General features: G+C 70.4%; 16 protein-coding genes. 8 read left to right on the forward strand and 8 right to left on the reverse strand.

The features are described 5' to 3' along the window. Positions 1 to 53 precede the first annotated feature (53 nt). Both hrpB and ACQQ2N_RS07695 read right to left on the reverse strand, forming a co-directional pair. Entirely contained in the window at positions 54 to 2,552 is a 2,499-nt protein-coding gene (gene hrpB, locus ACQQ2N_RS07690) for an ATP-dependent helicase HrpB (protein WP_440225121.1), read from the reverse strand. 71 nt (positions 2,553 to 2,623) lie between these two features. After that, positions 2,624 to 3,808, reverse strand: a complete 1,185-nt coding sequence (locus ACQQ2N_RS07695; protein WP_440225122.1) for a hypothetical protein — start codon at positions 3,806 to 3,808, stop codon at positions 2,624 to 2,626. A gap of 123 nt (positions 3,809 to 3,931) precedes the next feature. On the opposite strand from ACQQ2N_RS07695, the gene ACQQ2N_RS07700 reads away from it, so the two are divergent. Then, positions 3,932 to 4,726, forward strand: coding sequence for a TatD family hydrolase (locus ACQQ2N_RS07700; protein WP_440225728.1), 795 nt, complete (start codon positions 3,932 to 3,934; stop codon positions 4,724 to 4,726). Positions 4,727 to 4,746: 20 nt separating this feature from the next. Here the strand turns inward: ACQQ2N_RS07700 and ACQQ2N_RS07705 are convergent, their stop codons facing one another. Further along, a complete protein-coding gene (locus ACQQ2N_RS07705) occupies positions 4,747 to 5,529 on the reverse strand; it encodes an ABC transporter permease (RefSeq protein WP_440225124.1) in 783 nt (260 codons plus the stop codon). Then, complete coding sequence (locus ACQQ2N_RS07710) at positions 5,526 to 6,458, reverse strand: ABC transporter ATP-binding protein (protein ID WP_440225125.1); 933 nt, start codon at positions 6,456 to 6,458, stop codon at positions 5,526 to 5,528. Before ACQQ2N_RS07710 ends, ACQQ2N_RS07705 begins: the two co-directional genes overlap by 4 nt. Before the next feature lie 84 nt (positions 6,459 to 6,542). Between ACQQ2N_RS07710 and ACQQ2N_RS07715 the strand changes: the two genes are divergently transcribed. Beyond that, positions 6,543 to 7,292 carry an FAD-binding oxidoreductase gene (locus ACQQ2N_RS07715; RefSeq protein ID WP_440225126.1) on the forward strand — a complete coding sequence of 250 codons (750 nt, stop codon included), beginning with the start codon at positions 6,543 to 6,545 and terminating at the stop codon, positions 7,290 to 7,292. 15 nt (positions 7,293 to 7,307) lie between these two features. On the opposite strand, the gene ACQQ2N_RS07720 is transcribed toward ACQQ2N_RS07715, so the two are convergent. The 4 genes from ACQQ2N_RS07720 to ACQQ2N_RS07735 are packed head-to-tail and all read right to left on the reverse strand — an operon-like array spanning position 7,308 to position 11,818. Beyond that, complete coding sequence (locus tag ACQQ2N_RS07720) at positions 7,308 to 8,306, reverse strand: Csu type fimbrial protein (protein ID WP_440225127.1); 999 nt, start codon at positions 8,304 to 8,306, stop codon at positions 7,308 to 7,310. Beyond that, on the reverse strand, positions 8,297 to 10,639 hold the full coding sequence (locus ACQQ2N_RS07725) for a fimbria/pilus outer membrane usher protein (protein ID WP_440225128.1): 2,343 nt from the start codon (positions 10,637 to 10,639) through the stop codon (positions 8,297 to 8,299). The genes ACQQ2N_RS07720 and ACQQ2N_RS07725 overlap by 10 nt, the downstream gene beginning before the upstream one ends. Continuing rightward, a complete protein-coding gene (locus ACQQ2N_RS07730; protein WP_440225130.1) occupies positions 10,596 to 11,309 on the reverse strand; it encodes a fimbrial biogenesis chaperone in 714 nt (237 codons plus the stop codon). Before ACQQ2N_RS07730 ends, ACQQ2N_RS07725 begins: the two co-directional genes overlap by 44 nt. Then, positions 11,309 to 11,818, reverse strand: coding sequence for a Csu type fimbrial protein (locus tag ACQQ2N_RS07735; RefSeq protein ID WP_440225131.1), 510 nt, complete (start codon positions 11,816 to 11,818; stop codon positions 11,309 to 11,311). Before ACQQ2N_RS07735 ends, ACQQ2N_RS07730 begins: the two co-directional genes overlap by 1 nt. A 263-nt stretch (positions 11,819 to 12,081) precedes the next feature. On the opposite strand from ACQQ2N_RS07735, the gene ACQQ2N_RS07740 reads away from it, so the two are divergent. The 6 genes from ACQQ2N_RS07740 to ACQQ2N_RS07765 all read left to right on the forward strand — a co-directional run bounded on the left by ACQQ2N_RS07740 (position 12,082) and on the right by ACQQ2N_RS07765 (position 16,599). After that, positions 12,082 to 12,480, forward strand: a complete 399-nt coding sequence (locus tag ACQQ2N_RS07740; RefSeq protein WP_440225132.1) for a hypothetical protein — start codon at positions 12,082 to 12,084, stop codon at positions 12,478 to 12,480. After that, the gene (locus ACQQ2N_RS07745) at positions 12,477 to 12,671 is read left to right on the forward strand and encodes a helix-turn-helix transcriptional regulator (RefSeq protein WP_440225133.1); all 195 of its coding nucleotides are present in this window, start codon (positions 12,477 to 12,479) and stop codon (positions 12,669 to 12,671) included. The genes ACQQ2N_RS07740 and ACQQ2N_RS07745 overlap by 4 nt, the downstream gene beginning before the upstream one ends. Positions 12,672 to 12,679: 8 nt before the next feature. Then, positions 12,680 to 13,093, forward strand: coding sequence for a hypothetical protein (locus ACQQ2N_RS07750; protein WP_440225134.1), 414 nt, complete (start codon positions 12,680 to 12,682; stop codon positions 13,091 to 13,093). 64 nt (positions 13,094 to 13,157) lie between these two features. After that, a complete protein-coding gene (locus tag ACQQ2N_RS07755) occupies positions 13,158 to 14,696 on the forward strand; it encodes an alpha/beta hydrolase (protein WP_440225135.1) in 1,539 nt (512 codons plus the stop codon). Next, entirely contained in the window at positions 14,693 to 15,427 is a 735-nt protein-coding gene (locus ACQQ2N_RS07760) for an ABC transporter ATP-binding protein (protein WP_440225136.1), read from the forward strand. Before ACQQ2N_RS07755 ends, ACQQ2N_RS07760 begins: the two co-directional genes overlap by 4 nt. Then, entirely contained in the window at positions 15,424 to 16,599 is a 1,176-nt protein-coding gene (locus tag ACQQ2N_RS07765; RefSeq protein WP_440225137.1) for an ABC transporter permease, read from the forward strand. The genes ACQQ2N_RS07760 and ACQQ2N_RS07765 overlap by 4 nt, the downstream gene beginning before the upstream one ends. Positions 16,600 to 16,704: the final 105 nt, after the last annotated feature.

The raw sequence follows: 16,704 nt of genomic DNA on the forward strand, positions 1-16,704 counted from the left end.
GGGTATCGGATGCGCGAGGGTTGCGACAGGTTTCGTCGGACTTGGTTCCGGGTTCAGGTGCCGCGCGGTTTGGCGCGGTGGGTCGCCACGGCGGTCCACGGATCGTCGGGCCAGGGATGCCGCGGGTAGCGGCCCTTGAGCTCCTTCTTCACCTCGGGATAGGTGCGTTCCCAAAAGCCGCGCAGGTCGCGCGTGACCTGGATCGGCCGACCGGCCGGCGACAGCAGGTGCAGCATCAGCGGCACGCGCCCGCCCGCGATCGCCGGCGTGTCGCCGAGGCCGAACAGCTCCTGCAGCTTGACCGCCAGCACGGGCAGCGCATCGGCCGCGTAGACAATGCGCCGTTCGAGCCCGCTCGGCACGCGCACGCTCAGCGGTGCCTGCTCGTCGAGCGCGCGGCGCTGCGCGTGGTCGAGTCGCGCGGCGAGCGCGCCCGAGAGTTCCTCGGCCTGCAACGCATCGAGGCGGCGCTTGCCGGCGAGATAGGGCGCGAGCCAGTCATCGAGCGTGGCGAGCAGGTGGGCGTCGGAGAAATCGGGCAGGCCGAGGTCGGGCGACCACGCGCGCAGCGACTGCACGCGCAGGCGCAGTTCGCGCGCCGCGTCGCTCCACGGCAGCGCATCGAGGCCGAGTTCGCGGATCGCCGCGACGAGCGCGGGCACCGCGTCCTCGGGACGCGCCGGCACGCTGCGCCGGGTGAGCACGATCGCGTCGAAGCGACGCTCCTCGAACGCCTCGACGGCACGTGTGTCGCGGTTCCAGCGCACGCGGCGCTCGTCGCGGAAACGCGTCGGGAATTCGCGTGTGAGGCGCGTCTCGTCGATCGGCGCGGCGGCGAGGATCAGGCTGTCGCGCTCGTCGAAGCGCAGGTCGACGGCGACGAGCCAGGGCTCGCCGTACAGCGCGCTGTCGTCGAACAGGCGCGCGCCGCGGCCGTTGGCGAGCTGGTAGCGGCGCGGATCAGCGGGATCCTGTCGCGCGACACGATCGGGAAACGCGTGCACGAGCATGTCGCCGGTCGTCGTGCCGCCGCCGTCGGCGATCTCGCCCCCCGCACGCAGGCGGCGGCGCCAGGCGTCGGCGGACGTCGCGAGCGCCGCGAGTGCGCCCGTGTCAGCGCCGAGTTCGCGCGCACCGCGCGTGTCGCGACGGCGCCAGGCCGCGAGCGCGGCGACGCGCTGGCGGAAATCGTCGCTGCGCGCGCCGGGGCCGCGCAACGGACTGCGAGCCTCGACGAGCGCGACCGCATCGGCGGCGAGGGCCCGCTCGTCGGCCTTCGCGCGTACGGCGGCCGCGGCGAGGCGCGGATGCGCGCCGAACGCGAGCAGCTCGCGGCCGAGCGGCGTGATGCGATCGCCGGTGTCGAACGCCCCGAGTGCGCGTAGCAGGTCGCGCGCCTGCGCGAGCGCCCCGGCCGGCGGCGCATCGAGCCACGGCAAGGCCTCGCTGCCCCAGGCCGCGAGTTCGAGCGCGAGCGAGGCCAGCTCGACCTGCGCGATCTCAGCGCTGCGCGACGGATCGAGGCGCTTGCTCTGCGGCCACAGGCGGTAGCAGATGCCGGGGCCGAGGCGTCCTGCGCGTCCCGCGCGCTGGTCGGCCGACGCCTGCGCGACCATGACGGTCTGCAGGCGCGTGAAGCCCGAGTTCGGATCGAAGCGCGGCTCGCGTGCGAGGCCGCTGTCGACGACGGCACGGATGCCGGGCAGGGTCAGGCTCGACTCGGCGACGTTGGTCGCGAGCACGACACGTCGCCGATCCGTGGACGGACGCAGCGCGGCGTGCTGGTCGGCGAGCGCGAGTTCGCCGTGCAGCGGCACGATCTCGGCGTCGAGGTCGGCGAGCGCGCCCGCGGCGCGATCGATCTCGCGGCGGCCGGGCAGGAACACGAGCACGTCGCCGCCGCCTGCGGCAAGCGCGTCGCCGACGGCACGACGCATGTGGAACGGCCAGCCCGGTTCGGGCCAGGCCTCGTTCGCACGCGGGGCGGGATGCTCGATGCGCACCGGGAAGCTGCGTCCCGCGCTGGTCAGCCGCGGCGCATCGAGCCAGCGCGCGATGCGTTCGCCGTCGAGCGTGGCCGACATGACGACGAGGCGCAGGTCCTCGCGCAGGTTGGCCTGCGCATCGAGCGCGAGCGCGGCACCGAGGTCGCCGTGCAGGTGCCGCTCGTGGAACTCGTCGAACAGGATCGCGCCGATGCCGGGCAGCTCGGGATCGTCCTGCAGCAGGCGCGTGAGGATGCCCTCGGTGACGACCTCGATGCGCGTGGCCGCCGACACGCGCGACTCGTTGCGGATGCGGTAGCCGACCGTTTCGCCGACGCGCTCGCCGCGTTCGGCAGCCATGAACTCGGCGGCGGCGCGTGCGGCGATGCGGCGAGGTTCCAGCAGCAGGATGCGTCGGCCGGCCAGCCACGACGCGTCGAGCAGCGCCGGCGGCACCTGAGTGGTCTTGCCGGCACCCGGCGGCGCCTCGAGCACGAGGCGCGGATGCGCTTCGAGCGAGGCGAGCAGCGCGGGCAGGATGTCGTGGATCGGAAGCGGGTCGCGCATGCGTCTCGGGTCGCCGCAAACGACGACGGCGCGATCATGGATCGCGCCGTCGTGCGGTGGAGCGTCGAAGCTTACTCGCAGAACAGGCCGTTCTGGTTGCTGATCGACTTGAGGTTGCGCGTGCCGGTACCGCGCGGCACGAAGTCCGGGAGGCCGGCGAGCGCGGTATACGTGAAGCGCATGTCGCGGCAGCTCGGGAACGACACGATGACCTGGCCCCAGTTGCCGCGGGCCGCCGGACCGGTGGGACCGTTGCCGGCGAAGTAGCCGTCGTACTGGTAGATCATCGGCGAGGTGACCTCGCGCGCGCCGCGCGGGAAGTCCGCGCCGCCGTACAGCCAGAACGGCGTGCCGTTGGCGTCATACGTGTACCACGCGATCTCGAGCGACAGCACGTCCGGCCGCGCCTCGTTCTCGTTGATGCGCACGATCATGCCTTCGCCGCTGTGCGCGGGGTCGTACCAGTTTGAACCGATGTAGCCGCTCAGGGGCAGGTTGGCGTAGGCGTCCGGATAGGTCGCCGCCGTCGGGTTGTAGCTCGGCACGTTGTTGATGAAGGAGTAGCGGTTCGTGTTGAAGAAATTGTCGAGCCGCACGCTGAAGGGCAGGTTGAAATCGAAATAGCCCGCGTTGTCGAACGGGTAGTTCTCGAGCACGTAGGTGGTGCTGTAGACGATCGGCGAGTCCACGACGGTATCGGACACGATCGTGTTCGGCTCGTTCGCGATGCGCGCGAACGACAGGCCCGCCGGATTGCCGAAGCCCACCGTGCCCTGCGCCACCTCGATGCCCGGGAACAGCGGATAGACATCCGCATCGCCGTTGTACTCGGGGCGGCGGTCGATGCGCATGAGCGTGGCGGAGTTGAACAGCGTCGCGCTGCTGCAGGCGACGCGCCAGATCGTCACGGTGACGTTCTCGGTGTAGTAGCCACCCGCGCCGTCGGTGGCGGCGAGCGCGACGTTCTGGTTGCGGTACAGCGGGCCGCTCGGTGTGTCGGGGAGCGGATCGGCGAGGCAGCTCGGCGGGTACGCGCGCACCACATTGACGAGCGGCTGGCCGGGACGCGTCGCGGCGACCGCCTGGGTCGACTTGGCGCCGTCGCGCGAGTGCCGCATCGTCTGCTGCTTGGCCTGCGCGGCGGTCGCGCGCGTCGAGCGATCGGTGCTGTCGGCGGTGGCACGTGAGTCGGCCAGGGCCGGGAAAGCGGACGCGAGCAGCGTCAGCGCGAGGACGAGGCGTGGGCGGATGGACATCGATGTCTCCCCAGGGGCGGAAATCGTCTGGATGGTGGTGAAGCCGGAATGAATCGGTTGTGAACCCGGTCGGAATCGGGCATTCGTCGCATAATGGTCGATCGATCCTTCGTGAAACCCCGCATGCAGCTCGTCGACATCGGCGCCAACCTCACCCACGAATCGTTCCGCCCCGATTACGACGCGTTGCTCGCGCGGGCGAAGGACGCCGGCGTCACCCGGATCGTCGTGACCGGCGCGAGCGCCGCCGGCAGCCGCTCGGCGCTCGCACTGGCCAGGCAGCGGCCCGGTGAGTTGTTTGCGACGGCAGGCGTGCATCCGCACCACGCGGTCGACTACGACGATGCTACCGACGTGCTGCTGCGCGATCTCGTCGCACACGACGAGGTTCGTGCGGTCGGCGAGACGGGCCTGGACTACCACCGTGACTTCTCGCCGCGCGAGGTGCAGCGCGAGGTGTTCGCGCGCCAGCTCGAGATCGCCGCGGCCTGCGGCAAGCCGCTGTTCCTGCACCAGCGCGACGCCCACGAGGACTTCATGGCGGTCATGCGCGACTTCGACGGTCGCCTGGGCCGTGCCGTGGTGCACTGCTTCACGGGCACGCGCGAGGAGATGACCGACTATCTCGACGCGGGCTGGTACATCGGCATCACGGGCTGGCTCTGCGACGAGCGCCGCGGCACGCATCTGCGCGAACTGGTGCGCGACATCCCGGCCGATCGCCTCATGATCGAGACCGATGCGCCGTACCTGCTGCCGCGCAGCGTGCGACCGCAGCCCTCGCACCGCCGCAACGAGCCGATGTACCTGCGCCACATCGTCGAGGAACTCGCGCGCGACCGCGGCGAGGACGTCGCGGTGACGGCGGCGGCGACCACCGCGACGGCGCATGCATTCTTCGGGCTGCCGGCCGCCTGAGGCTCAGCCGGCCGGCGTGTTCACGAGCGCAGGCCGATGCCGCGCTTGAGCAGCCACAGGCCTAGCGCGCCGAGGCCGATCACGAAGCCGATCATGAGCGCGTACGCGGTGCCGAGCGGCACGTCGCTGCCGCCGAGCAGGCCGTAGCGGAACGCGTTGACCATGTAGAAGATCGGGTTCGCGTAGGTCAGCGCCTGTGCCCACTCCGGCAGCAGCTTGACCGAATAGAACACGCCGCCGAGATAGGTCAGCGGGGTCAGGATGAAGGTCGGCACGATCGCGATGTCGTCGAACTTCTTCGCGTAGACGGCGTTGACGAAGCCCGCGAGCGAGAAGATCGTCGCACCGAGCACGACCGTCGACAGCATCACGAACGGATGCGGGATGCGCACGTGCGTGAACAGCATCGCGATGCCCAGCACGATGATGCCGACGAGCACGCCGCGCAGCACCGCGCCGGTGACGTAGCCGGCGAGGATCACGATGTTCGGCATCGGGCTGACCAGCAGCTCCTCGACGTGGCGGCCGAACTTGGCGCCGAAGAAGCTCGACGAGATGTTGCCGTAGCTGTTCTGGATGATCGACATCATGACCAGGCCGGGCACGATGAAGTCCATGTAGTCGTGGCCGCCCATGTCGCCGATGCGGCTGCCGATCAGGCTGCCGAAGATCAGGAAGTAGAGCGTCATCGTGATCGCGGGCGGGACCAGCGTCTGGCCCCAGATGCGCAGGATGCGCATCACCTCGCGGCGCACGATCGTCGCGTACGCGACGAGGTTCGGATGCCGGGACGGCGTGCTCATGCCGCGTCCTTGTTGCCGGTGAGGCGCACGAACAGTTCCTCGAGTCGGTTGGATTTCGTGCGCATCGAGCGCACGCGGATGCCGGCGGCATCGAGCGTCGCGAACACGCGGTTGAGGTCCATCGCGCGCGGCATCTCGAGGTCGAGCGTGTGCGCGTCCTCGGCGGCGAGCGCGACGCCCTCGACATGCGGCAGCGTCGCCGGCAGCGTGCCGTCGATGTCGAGCACGAAGCCCTCGACATCGAGCTTGGCCAGCAGCGCCTTCATCGGACCCTGCTCGATGATGCGGCCGCCGTCGATGATCGCGAGGTTGCGGCACAAGCTCTCGGCTTCCTCGAGGTAGTGCGTCGTGAGGATCACGGTCGTGCCGGCCGCATTGACGTCGCGCAGGGTGCGCCACATGCCGCGGCGGATCTCGATGTCGACGCCGGCGGTGGGCTCGTCGAGGATCAGCAGGCGCGGCTCGGTCATCATCGCGCGGGCGATCATGAGGCGGCGCTTCATGCCGCCCGACAGCGTGCGCGACATCACCTGCGCCTTCTCCCACAGCTGCGCGCGCTTGAGTTCGCGCTCGGCGCAGGCCATCGCCTCGTCGCGCGGGATGCCGTAGAAGCCCGCGTAGTTGACGAGGATGTCGAACGGCTTCTCGAACAGGTTGAAGTTCAGTTCCTGCGGCACGAGGCCGATCATGCGCATCGCCTCGCTGCGCTGCGCGAGCATGTCGGTGCCGAACACGCGCACCTCGCCCGAGCTCGCGTTGACGAGCGAACTCACGATGCCGATCAGGGTGGACTTGCCGGCACCGTTGGGGCCGAGCAGGGCGAAGAAATCGCCCGGTTGCACGCTCAGCGAGACGCCCTTGAGGGCCTCCACGCCGGTCGCATAGGTCTTGCGCAGCTCGCGGATCTCGAGCGCGGGAGCGGTGGTCATCGAAGGGGGTCCACGGAGGGAAAACGGAGGGCCTGCATGGCGCTGCTAGTATAGCGGGCTGTCATCCAGCCCGTTTCCACGCCCGTGATCCGACAGTTCCCGCTGCGCCTGGCCACCGCCCGCATGCTCGCGCCGAGCGTGCGTCACCTCGCATTCGAGCGCGTCGACGGCGAGCCGTTCGCGTTCATCCCCGGCCAGTTCATCCAGATCCATTTCGATGGACCGGACGGCAAGCCGACCAAGCGCAGCTACTCGGTCGGCACGGTCGCGGCGGGCGACGCGACGCCGATCGAGCAGCTCGAGATCGCGGTGTCCTATGTCGAAGGCGGGGCCGCGACGCAGCTGCTCGGCAACCTCGAGGTCGGCGCGTCGGTCAGCGCGAGCGGACCGTACGGCCGCTTCTGCCTCATGGAGGCCGATACCAACCGCCGCTACCTGCTCGTCGCGACCGGCACGGGCGTGACGCCGTACCGCGCGATGTTGCCGCTGTTCGCGAAGCTGTCGCGCGAGCGCGGTTGCACGTTCGCACTCGTGTACGGCGCGCGCAGCGAGGCCGAGCTGCTCTATGGCGACGAGTTCGAGGCGTTCGCTGCGGCGAACCCCGGTTTCTCGTTCCATCCGTGCTTCAGCCGGGTGCCGCGCGAGCCTGCGCGGGCCAGCGACCGTACCGGTCGCGTGCATGTCGCGCTCGAGGCGCTCGCACCCGACGCCGAGGGCGACATCGCCTACCTCTGCGGCAATCCCGACATGGTCGACGAGGCGTTCGCGCTGCTGCAGCAGGCCGGCCTGCCGGTCCGGCACATCCGTCGCGAGAAGTACGTCTCCTCGCGCTGACCGCCACGCGGCAGTTCAGTACGTGACCGTGACGACGATCGTGTCGGTGTAGACGCCGGCCGCGCGTGGCGACTGCGCAGGCACGCGGCCGTACACGGTGAGGTTCTGCGTCGTGCCGGTGCCCGTGCCCGTGAACGTGTCGGTGTTGAGCGTGTTGCCCCAGCGCTGGTTGCGCGTGGTGTTGCGGTAGAGCTCGTAGGTGACGAGGCCGCCCGGCCCGGTCATGCGGCGTACCTGGCCGCTCGCGTTCTGGCCGTTGTCGAGGCCGACCTGCCACGGCGCACGGTACGTGCAGCGCAGGCTGATCGCCGAGGTCGCGTCGGTGTTGCCGGCGAGCAGGCCGCTCACACCGCCGAAATCGTGCAGACCCGCGCCCACCGTGCACGCGGGCACGACCAGCGCGCCCGCATTGAACGCGAACGTGCCGTTGTTGGCGGTGCCGCAGTCGGGCGGGAACACGCCGAGACTGAGCAGCGCCTCGTTGTAGCGGAACGAGAGCTTCGTGTTGGCGCCCGTGAACGCGCTGGCGTAGGTACCGACGCCGAGGCCGGTCTGGCCGGCCGGAACCTGGCCGTAGACGGTCGCGGTGCCGGTCTGCGTGGTGCCGACACCGAGGATCGTGAAGTACACGTCTGCGCCGATCGGCGAGACGCCCGGCGTGTCGACCGAACCCAGCACCTGCGTGCGCGCGGCGTCGCGGTAGAGCTGGTAGTTCATCGTGTCGCCACTCGGATTGGTCATCTGGCGCGGCACGACCGTGCTGCCCTGCATGCCCGTTCCGACGCTGAAGCAGAGGCGCGCGAAGACGCCGTTGAGGTTGTTGAGGATGCCGGCCGAATACGTGCACTGGTAGTTGATCGTCGCGGTCGCGTTGACGAGCGAGCCGAGCGGGTCGACCGTGCCGAAGCTGATGTTGGTCATCGTCGCGCTGCAGGTCACCGTGGCGGCGGCCGGCGCGGAGGCCGTCAGCGTCGAGAGCAGCAGGAGCGCGCGCAGGCGGCGGGTCAGAGGCATGGGATCGGTCCGAGGGTCGCGGGGGGCGTCGCCGCGCGGCGATCCACGCGTGCCGTGCAGCTGCCGGTGGGCGTCTCGACGCGCAACGTGGCCTGCTCGGGGAGGTCTTCGAGCCAGGTCATGCCGTCGTAGCCGACCATAGCCTCGGCGCCGCCGTCGCGCCGCACGCGGCTGCCGAGTGCGACCGGCGCGCCCTGCGCATCGTGCAGCACGACCGAAACGCCGCTGACGCCGCGCACCTCGAAGCGCACGTGCGTGCCGGTGCCGCGCGCGGGCGTCACCGTGCGCGCCACGTCCTCGACGCGCTGGTCGGCCGGCAGATCGAGCGGCGAGATCGCGATCTGGTTGCCCTGGTAGGCGTTGAGCGGGGTCACGAGCAGCATGCCGTCGTCGTCGGTGCGGCCGATCTCGCGGTTCTCGAGCAGCACCGGTACGCCGGCGACGCCACCGGTCGACACCACCGCGAAGGCGTCGTCGATGCGGCGCGCGGTGAACGTGTGGCCGCCGAGCATCGCGATCGCGCCGCTCAGGCTCGCGTAGCCGTAGCGGCTGTCGCCAACCGCGTTGATGCCGCCGATGACCTGTCCCCAGGTCGTGCGCCAGCCGGCTTCCGCGGCGCCGCCTTCGGATGCACCACCGGTGCGGCCCTGCACGCGCCAGCCGAAGCCGCCGTCGCCCGGAATCGAGCGCGTCGCGTCGGCGGTCAGCGTCGTGCCCGCGTCGGTGTGCTGCACGGTCGAGCCGAGCTGGATGCCGCGTCGCGTGCCGAGCGTGATGCCGAGGAACACGGTGCTGTCCTTCGTATCGTCGAGATTGCGGTTCACGCTGAGGTTGAGGCTCGCCGCGCGTCCGAGTGCGCGGGTCCAGTACGCGCTCGCGTAGCGCGCCGGCGTCTCGCCGGCGTAGCGCAGGCGCGCGTAGCTCGTGCCGAAATGGCCCGCGCGGCCGGCGTCGACGCCGAACAGGGCGCGCTCCGACACGCGCGGCGGCGGGCGTCCGAAGCCGCTCGCGATGTCGCGGTAGCGGCCGTCGGCGTACGTGCCCTGCACGGCGAACTGCACGCGGGCCTGGCGCATCGACCAGCCTAGGCTGCTCAGTCCGCCGTCGCCGAGTCCGTCGGCATGGCTGCGCGCGTAGGCGAACGAGGCGACGCCGGCGAGTCCGGTCGCGAGGTTGGCACCGCCGCCGGCGAGCACCACGCCGTCGCCGCCCTCGACGTGGGCCTCGACCGTGAGCCGATCGCTGAGGCCTCGCCGGTACAGGCCGCTCGCGACGGGCTGTGCGGCATAGTCGAACGCGTCGACGCCGCGGTCGCGGCGCACGAAGCCGAGTTCGGCCGACCAGTCGTCGAGGCCGCCCTGCAGCAGCTGCGGCGTCGCGTAGAACGGGAAGTCGAACGAGGTCACGCGGCCGAGCGCGTCGGTCAGCACGACGCGCGCCATGCCGCTGCCCGAGACGCTCGGCAGCGCATTGAGCTGGAACGGTCCTGCGGCGAGGTTGCCGCTGAACTGGCGCATGCCGTCGACGTAGAGGTCGATCGCCGACGGTGCACTCGCCTCGCCGACGAACGCCGGCAGCGGCATCGTCAGGCGGTACGGCTGCAGGGCGAAATCGCGCGACAACTGGACGCCGCCGATGTAGGTGGGGCGCGCCCAGTCGGGCGTGCGCGTCACCGTGTCGCCGACGCGCAGGGTGAGCATGCGCGCGGGCAGGCTCATCGACCAGGTCGTGTCGAGGCGCACGGTGCCGTGGTCGGAACCTTCGCCGCCGTCGGTCGCACGGGCGAGCATCGAATGGCTGAACACGCCGGCCGCACCGAACAGGCGCAGCTCACCGAAACCGCTGAGCCCGCGCTGGCCGCCGTCGGCGACCGAGGCGTAGAGATCGTAGTTGACGAGTGCGCCCGGCGAGGTGGTGACCGCGGGAACCGGCGCGTGCGGCGTGTTGAGCACGGTCGTCTCGAGATCGAGCAGGCGCAGTTCGGCATCGATCGCGACGCGCTGGCGTGCGGCGTCGTAGTCGATGCGCACGCCGGGCAGGCTGGCGAGGTCGATCGGCGGATCGCCCGGGGCGACGTCCTCGAGGCGGAAGCCGAGGGTGTGGAGCACGCCGGCGCGCGCATGCAGGCGCCCGCCGACGAGTTCGAACTGCAGCAGCTCGCGGCTGTGCGTGCCGTTCATGACGACGTCGAGGAACAGCGTCTGTTGCGCATCGGCCAGCTCCTGCACCGCCATCGCGTCCACGCCCGATGTCGCGGCGCAGCACAGCGGCACGTGGGCGAGCAGCAGGCTAGCGATCCGCGGTGCGCGGTATCGCCTGCTCGAGCGGCTCACCGTTGATCCTCGCTCGCAATGCCGAGGCGCCGGCCGCGTCGACCGACGGCGGCAGCTGCCAGCGCATGCGTGAACCGGGAAGGACATAACCGAGCAGGCCGGCGCTGATGACGCTGCGCGTGCCGTCGGCACCGACGAGTCCGACTTCGCTGAGCTGCGCACGCACGGGGCCGGTATTGGCGACCTCGAGCGCCGCGGGCGAACCCGTGACGCGCCACTGGAGCTGGGGCGTGCCGCTGCCGTCGCCGCCCGTGAACACGGGCACCGAGTAGCGCAGCACGAAACGCACGCCTTGTTCGCTGCCGACCGGGGGCGGCAGCTCGTCGACGAGCAGGCGGAAGCTTGTCTCGCCCGGCCCGCCGTCGCCGCGCGGGCGGATCACGCGCACGAGCTGGCGCTGACCCGGCGCGACCTCGAGCATCGGAGGACTCGCGACGAGTTCGGTCGAGGCCTCGAGCTGGTCGCCGGTGTCGTCCTGGGTCCAGCGGAACACGCGGACCTGGGCGCGCAGCGCGGCGTCACCGGTATTGGACAACCACAGCACCGCGCTGCTTTCGCCGCGCGGGATCTCGACGAGGATCGGGGTCACCTGCAGCCCTGCCGCCGTGGCCGTCGCGGCCGCGCCGTATACGGCGGCGGCGAGCAGCGGGCGGGCGAGGGCGACGGTCATCAGTAGGTGACCGTGACCGCGATCGTGTCGGTGTAGGCGCCGGCGTTGGCGTTGGCGCTCGCGACGAGGCCGTACACGGTGCGCGCCTGCGCGCTGCCCGAGCCGGTCCCGGCGAAGGTGTTCGTGCCGATCGTGTCGCCCCACGGCAGCGTGCGCGCGCTGTCCTGGTAGAGCTGGTAGCCGACGTAGTGGCTGGCACCGTCGGTCATGCGGCGGGTGGCGATGTTGCCGGCCGTCGAGGCGTTGAGGCCGGCGCCGAGGCCGATGTTGTAGGCCGAACCCGGCGTGCAGGTGACGCTGATGGTCGACGTGGCCGTGACGTTCGTCGACAGCGACGAGTGGCTTCCGAAATCGACGTCGGTCGGCGCCGTCGTGGTGACGTCGCAGGCCTTCTGGATCGTGATGCGGACCTGGAACGAGCTGCCGACCGTGTCGGCGGACGCGGTCGAGGCGGCGCCGGCGGCGGCGACGAGGACGAGGGAAGCGGCGAGCGAGCGGAGAGCGTTCATGGTGGCCTCGGACTGGACTTTAGGGGAGTGTGGAAACGTGTCCAGATGAGGCATAACGCGTGCCAAGTGCAAAGTGTGAAGTGCGCAGCATTTGCAACGAGTATACGAAATCAAAACGAGAACGCCGTCGCCCAATCGTTGGCGTGGATGGACGTTTTGCGGCCACGCGTTCAGCCGGTGCGTGTCGAGTGTCAAGCTCCCTTGACATCGCGCGCGACGGTCGCCAGACTGCGTGTCAAGTCAACTTGACACATGGTGCCGCCATGGCGAGGTCCGTCGACAAGCGCTACTTCCGCGAGATGGCGATCGCGATGGGCGCGTACATGCTCGTCATGTTGCTGGCCTGGCCGATGGTGCGGCAGCTCGAGCCGGGACCGCTGCACGTGACGGTCGCGTTGCTGCCGCTGCTGCCTTTTGCGGCAGCGCTGCGCGCGATGATCCGCCATGTCCGCGACAGCGACGAGTTCCAGCGCAAGATCCAGCTCGAGTCGCTCGCGGTATCGGCCGCGATCGTCAGCTTCGCGAGCATGGCCGGCGGGTTCCTCGCCGCGGCGCGCGTCATCGAGCTCGACGGCACGATCCTGCTGTGGGTGTTCCCGGCGCTGGCCATGCTGTTCGGCCTCGTGCGCTGCGGTGTCGCGCGGCGTTACGCGCGCGGATGAACAACCGCGTCCGCGAGCTGCGCGCGGAGCACGCCTGGTCGCAGGCCGAGCTGGCCGAGCGCCTCGACGTGTCGCGCCAGACCGTCAACGCGATCGAGACCGGCAAGTACGACCCGAGCCTCCCGCTCGCCTTCGCCATCGCACGCCTGTTCGGCGAGCCGATCGAGGCGATCTTCGATCCCGGCGCCTGAGGAGCCCGATGAACCCGTTGTTCAAGCGTTACCTGCGCGACACCGGCCCGGCCTCGTTGGCCTACTTCGCGAGCGTGGTCGCCGCCGCCCTGCTGGCCTCGCGCCTGCCGGAAGGCTGGCCTCGCTGGCTCGCCGCGCTGCTGCCGGTGCCGTCGATCCTGTGGATGGCGCGCGTCGAGATCCTGCGCCTGCGCCGCCGCGACGAGCTGCGCAAGCGCATCGAGGTCGAGGCCATGACGATCGCGTTCTCGGTGTCGTTCTGCGTGCTCGCGATGCTGAGCTTCCTCGACCTGTTCGGCGGCCTCGGCCTCGGCCTGCCCGTCGCGGCGATGATCCTCGCGTTCGCGTGGATCGGCGCGCAGCTGTGGGTGCGCGCGCGCTACCGCTACTGGTGGTCCTCCGGTGCCGAGGACGAGTCGTGAGCCGAGCGATCCATCGCCCCGTTTCCGTGTCACCGCCCGTTGCATGCTCCACGAGGGAAGCGTCATGAAGAAGAAGTCGTTGCAGGTCGCGCTGGCGCTCGCCGTCGTCGCCGGCGTGTTCGCCTGGAAGCAGGTCAAGAAGCCGGTCGCCGATGCGGAACCGCCGTCGCAGGGCCGCTACGTGATCCCGGCCGGCGCCGACGCGTTCACGTTCGGCACGCTCGCGTTCAAGGCCTGCGAGCTGCCGCAGAAGCGCTCGGCCGCGACGACGGCCGCGTTCTGTGCGCCGTTCGAGGTACCCGAGGACTGGGACAAGCCGGACGGCCGCCGCATCGCGCTCAACCTCGCCCTCGTGCGCAGCGCCGAGGCCCCTGACGACGATTTCGTCGTGCTGCTTCCCGGAGGGCCCGGCCAGGCCGCGATCGAGTCGTGGCCGCAGGTCGCCGGCGCTCTCGCTCCGGCGACCAAGCGCCGCCACGTGCTGCTGCTCGACCAGCGCGGCACGGGCGAATCGCATCCGCTCGCCTGCGACACCGATCTCGATGCCGAAGCGCTGCCCGAGTTCGATCTCGACCACGTGCGCGAACAGACGCGCGCCTGCCTCGACAAGGTCTCGGCGAATGCCGATCCGGCCCAGTACACGACCACGGTCGCCGTGCGCGACCTCGAGGCCTTGCGCCAGGCGCTCGGCGGGCCGCGCTACGACCTCGTCGGCATCTCCTACGGCACGCGCGTCGCGCAGCAATACCTCAAGCGTCATCCGGACGGCGTGCGCACGATCGTTCTCGACAGCCCGGTGCCGAACGAGCTCGCGCTCGGTGGCGAGCACGCACGCAACCTCGAGGACGCCCTCAAGGCGCAGTTCGCGCGCTGCACGGCGGACGCCGCCTGCACGGCCGCGTTCGGCGACCCGTATGCCAAGCTGCAGACGCTGCGCGACGGCCTGCGCGTCGCACCGCGCGACGTGCGCTATCCGGATCCGGTCGACTTCACGTCGACGACGCGCCGCCTCGACGCATGGAGCCTCGCCGGGCTCGTGCGCATCTTCGCCTACTCGCCCGAGACCGCCGCGCTGATTCCGCTCGCCGTGGAGCAATCGCTGGCCGGCAACGATGCCCCGCTCATGGGCCAGATCAAGATCCTGCAGGACGGCATGGGCGAGCTCGCCGGCAGCGGCATGCAGCTTTCGGTGATGTGCGCCGAAGATGCCGACCGCGTCGAACGCGATCCGACCGCGGAAGAGTTCCTGCTCGGCAACCTGCTCATCGACGTCGTGAAGGCACAGTGCGAGATCTGGCCGCGCGGCGTGCGACCGGCCGACTTCAACGAGCCGGCCACGGGCGATGTCCCGGTGCTCGTGCTGTCGGGCGAGTTCGATCCGGTCACGCCGCCGCGCTACGGCGAAGAGGTCGTCAAGCACCTGACCCGCGCGCGCCACATCGTCGCCAAGGGCCAGGGCCACGCGATCCTCGGCCGCGGCTGCATCCCCAGGCTCATGAGCCGCTTCATGGACGAACGCGATCCCGTCGCGCTGGACACCAGCTGCGTCGACACGCTCGGTGCCACCCCCCATCTCATCGACTACAACGGAGCCGCGCCATGATCGAACTGCGCGACCTGCACAAGGCCTTCGGCGACGTGCGCGCCGCCGACGGCGTCTCGTTCACCGCGCGCGACGGCGAGATCACCGGCCTGCTCGGACCGAACGGTGCCGGCAAGACGACCACGCTGCGCATGCTGTACACGCTCATGAAGCCCGACCGCGGCCAGGTCCTCGTCGACGGCATCGACGCCGCGGTCGATCCGATCGCGGTGCGCCGCCGGCTCGGCGTGCTGCCCGATGCACGAGGCCTGTACAAGCGCCTGACCTCGCGCGAGAACATCGACTACTTCGGTCGCCTGCACGGCATGGACGAGGCGACGATCACGGCGCGCCGCGAAGACCTCGTGCGTGCGCTCGACATGGCCGACATCGCCGACCGCCGCACCGAGGGCTTCTCGCAGGGCCAGCGCGTCAAGACCGCGATCGCGCGCGCGCTGATCCACGACCCGCGCAACTGCATCCTCGACGAGCCGACCAACGGTCTCGACGTGATGGCCACGCGCGCGATGCGCGACTTCCTGCGCCGTCTGCGCGGCGAGGGACGCTGCGTGCTGTTCTCGAGCCACATCATGCAGGAGGTCGCCGCCTTGTGTGACCGCATCGTCGTGATCGCGCGCGGCCGCGTCGTCGCCGACGCCGCGCCCGACGCGCTGCGCGAGCAGGCCGGCACCGACAACCTCGAGGATGCGTTCGTGCGCATCATCGGCTCCGCAGAAGGACTCGCCGCATGAGATCGATCCTGACCGTCTTCCTCAAGGAAGTGCGCGAGAACCTGCGTGACCGCCGCACCGTGCTCAACACGTTGCTGACCGGTCCGCTGCTCGCGCCGCTGATCTTCGTGCTGCTGATCAACGGCATCGTCTCGCGCGAGCTCGACAAGGCCGAGAAGCCGCTGCCGGTGCCGGTGATCGGCGCCGAGCATGCGCCGAACCTCATCGAGGCGCTGCGCCAGTCGGGCGTCGAGATCAAGGACGCGCCGGCCGATCCCGAGCGTGCCGTACGCGAGCAGGAAGTGGACCTCGTGCTGCGCATACCGGCCAGCTACGCCGAGGCCTGGCGCAAGGGCGAGCCGGCCCAGGTCGAACTCGTCTTCGACCAGTCGCAGCGAGACGCGGCCGGTTCGGTCGCGCGCCTGCGCGGCATGCTGGAAGGTTACGCGCAGCGCACGTCGGCGATGCGCGTGATGGCACGTGGTCTCTCACCCGTGGTCACGAGGCCGCTCGTCGTCGCGAGCCGCGACCAGTCCACCGCGCAGGCACGTGGCGGCATGATGTTCGCGATGCTGCCGTACTTCTTCATCCTCGGCGCGTTCATCGGCGGCATGGCCCTCGCGATCGACACGACCGCCGGCGAACGCGAGCGCCAGTCGCTCGAGCCGCTGTTCGCGACGCCGCTGCCGCGCTCGCGCATCCTGCTCGGCAAGCTCGGCGCGACGTCGGCATTCGCGTTCACGACGCTCGTGCTCAGCATCGTCGCGTTCTCGATCGCGGGCCAGTTCATGCCGACCGGCAAGCTCGGCATGGTGCTGCAGATCGGGCCGCGCTTCATCCTGTACACGCTCGTCGCGATGGTGCCGCTGGTGTTCCTCGTGGCGACGCTGCAGACGCTCGCCGCGGCGTTCGCGAAGAGCTTCCGCGAGGCGCAGACCTACCTCTCGCTGCTCATGTTCGTGCCGGCCGTGCCGACGATGCTGCTGTCGATCTTCCCCGTGAAGACCCAGCTGTGGATGTACGCGGTGCCGCTCATGGGCCAGCAGATCACGATCACGCGCCTGCTGCGGGGCGATCCGGTGGTGGCGATGGAGCTCGCGCTGTGCGTCGTGTCGACGGCAGTCGTCGCGCTGGTCGTCTACGCGATCACCGCGCGTGTCTACCGCGGCGAGCGGCTCGCGATCTCGGCGTGAGATCGAGCCCCTCTCCCTCCGGGAGAGGGGTTGGGGAGAGGGTGCGGTGCCGTAACGAGGTCGGCGGCGGAGCAGGGACAAGACCAGCGTGCTGCGATGCGCCGT

The sequence above is a fragment of the Dokdonella aquatica genome (genome assembly GCF_051987395.1).
In the GTDB taxonomy this organism is placed as follows: domain Bacteria; phylum Pseudomonadota; class Gammaproteobacteria; order Xanthomonadales; family Rhodanobacteraceae; genus Dokdonella.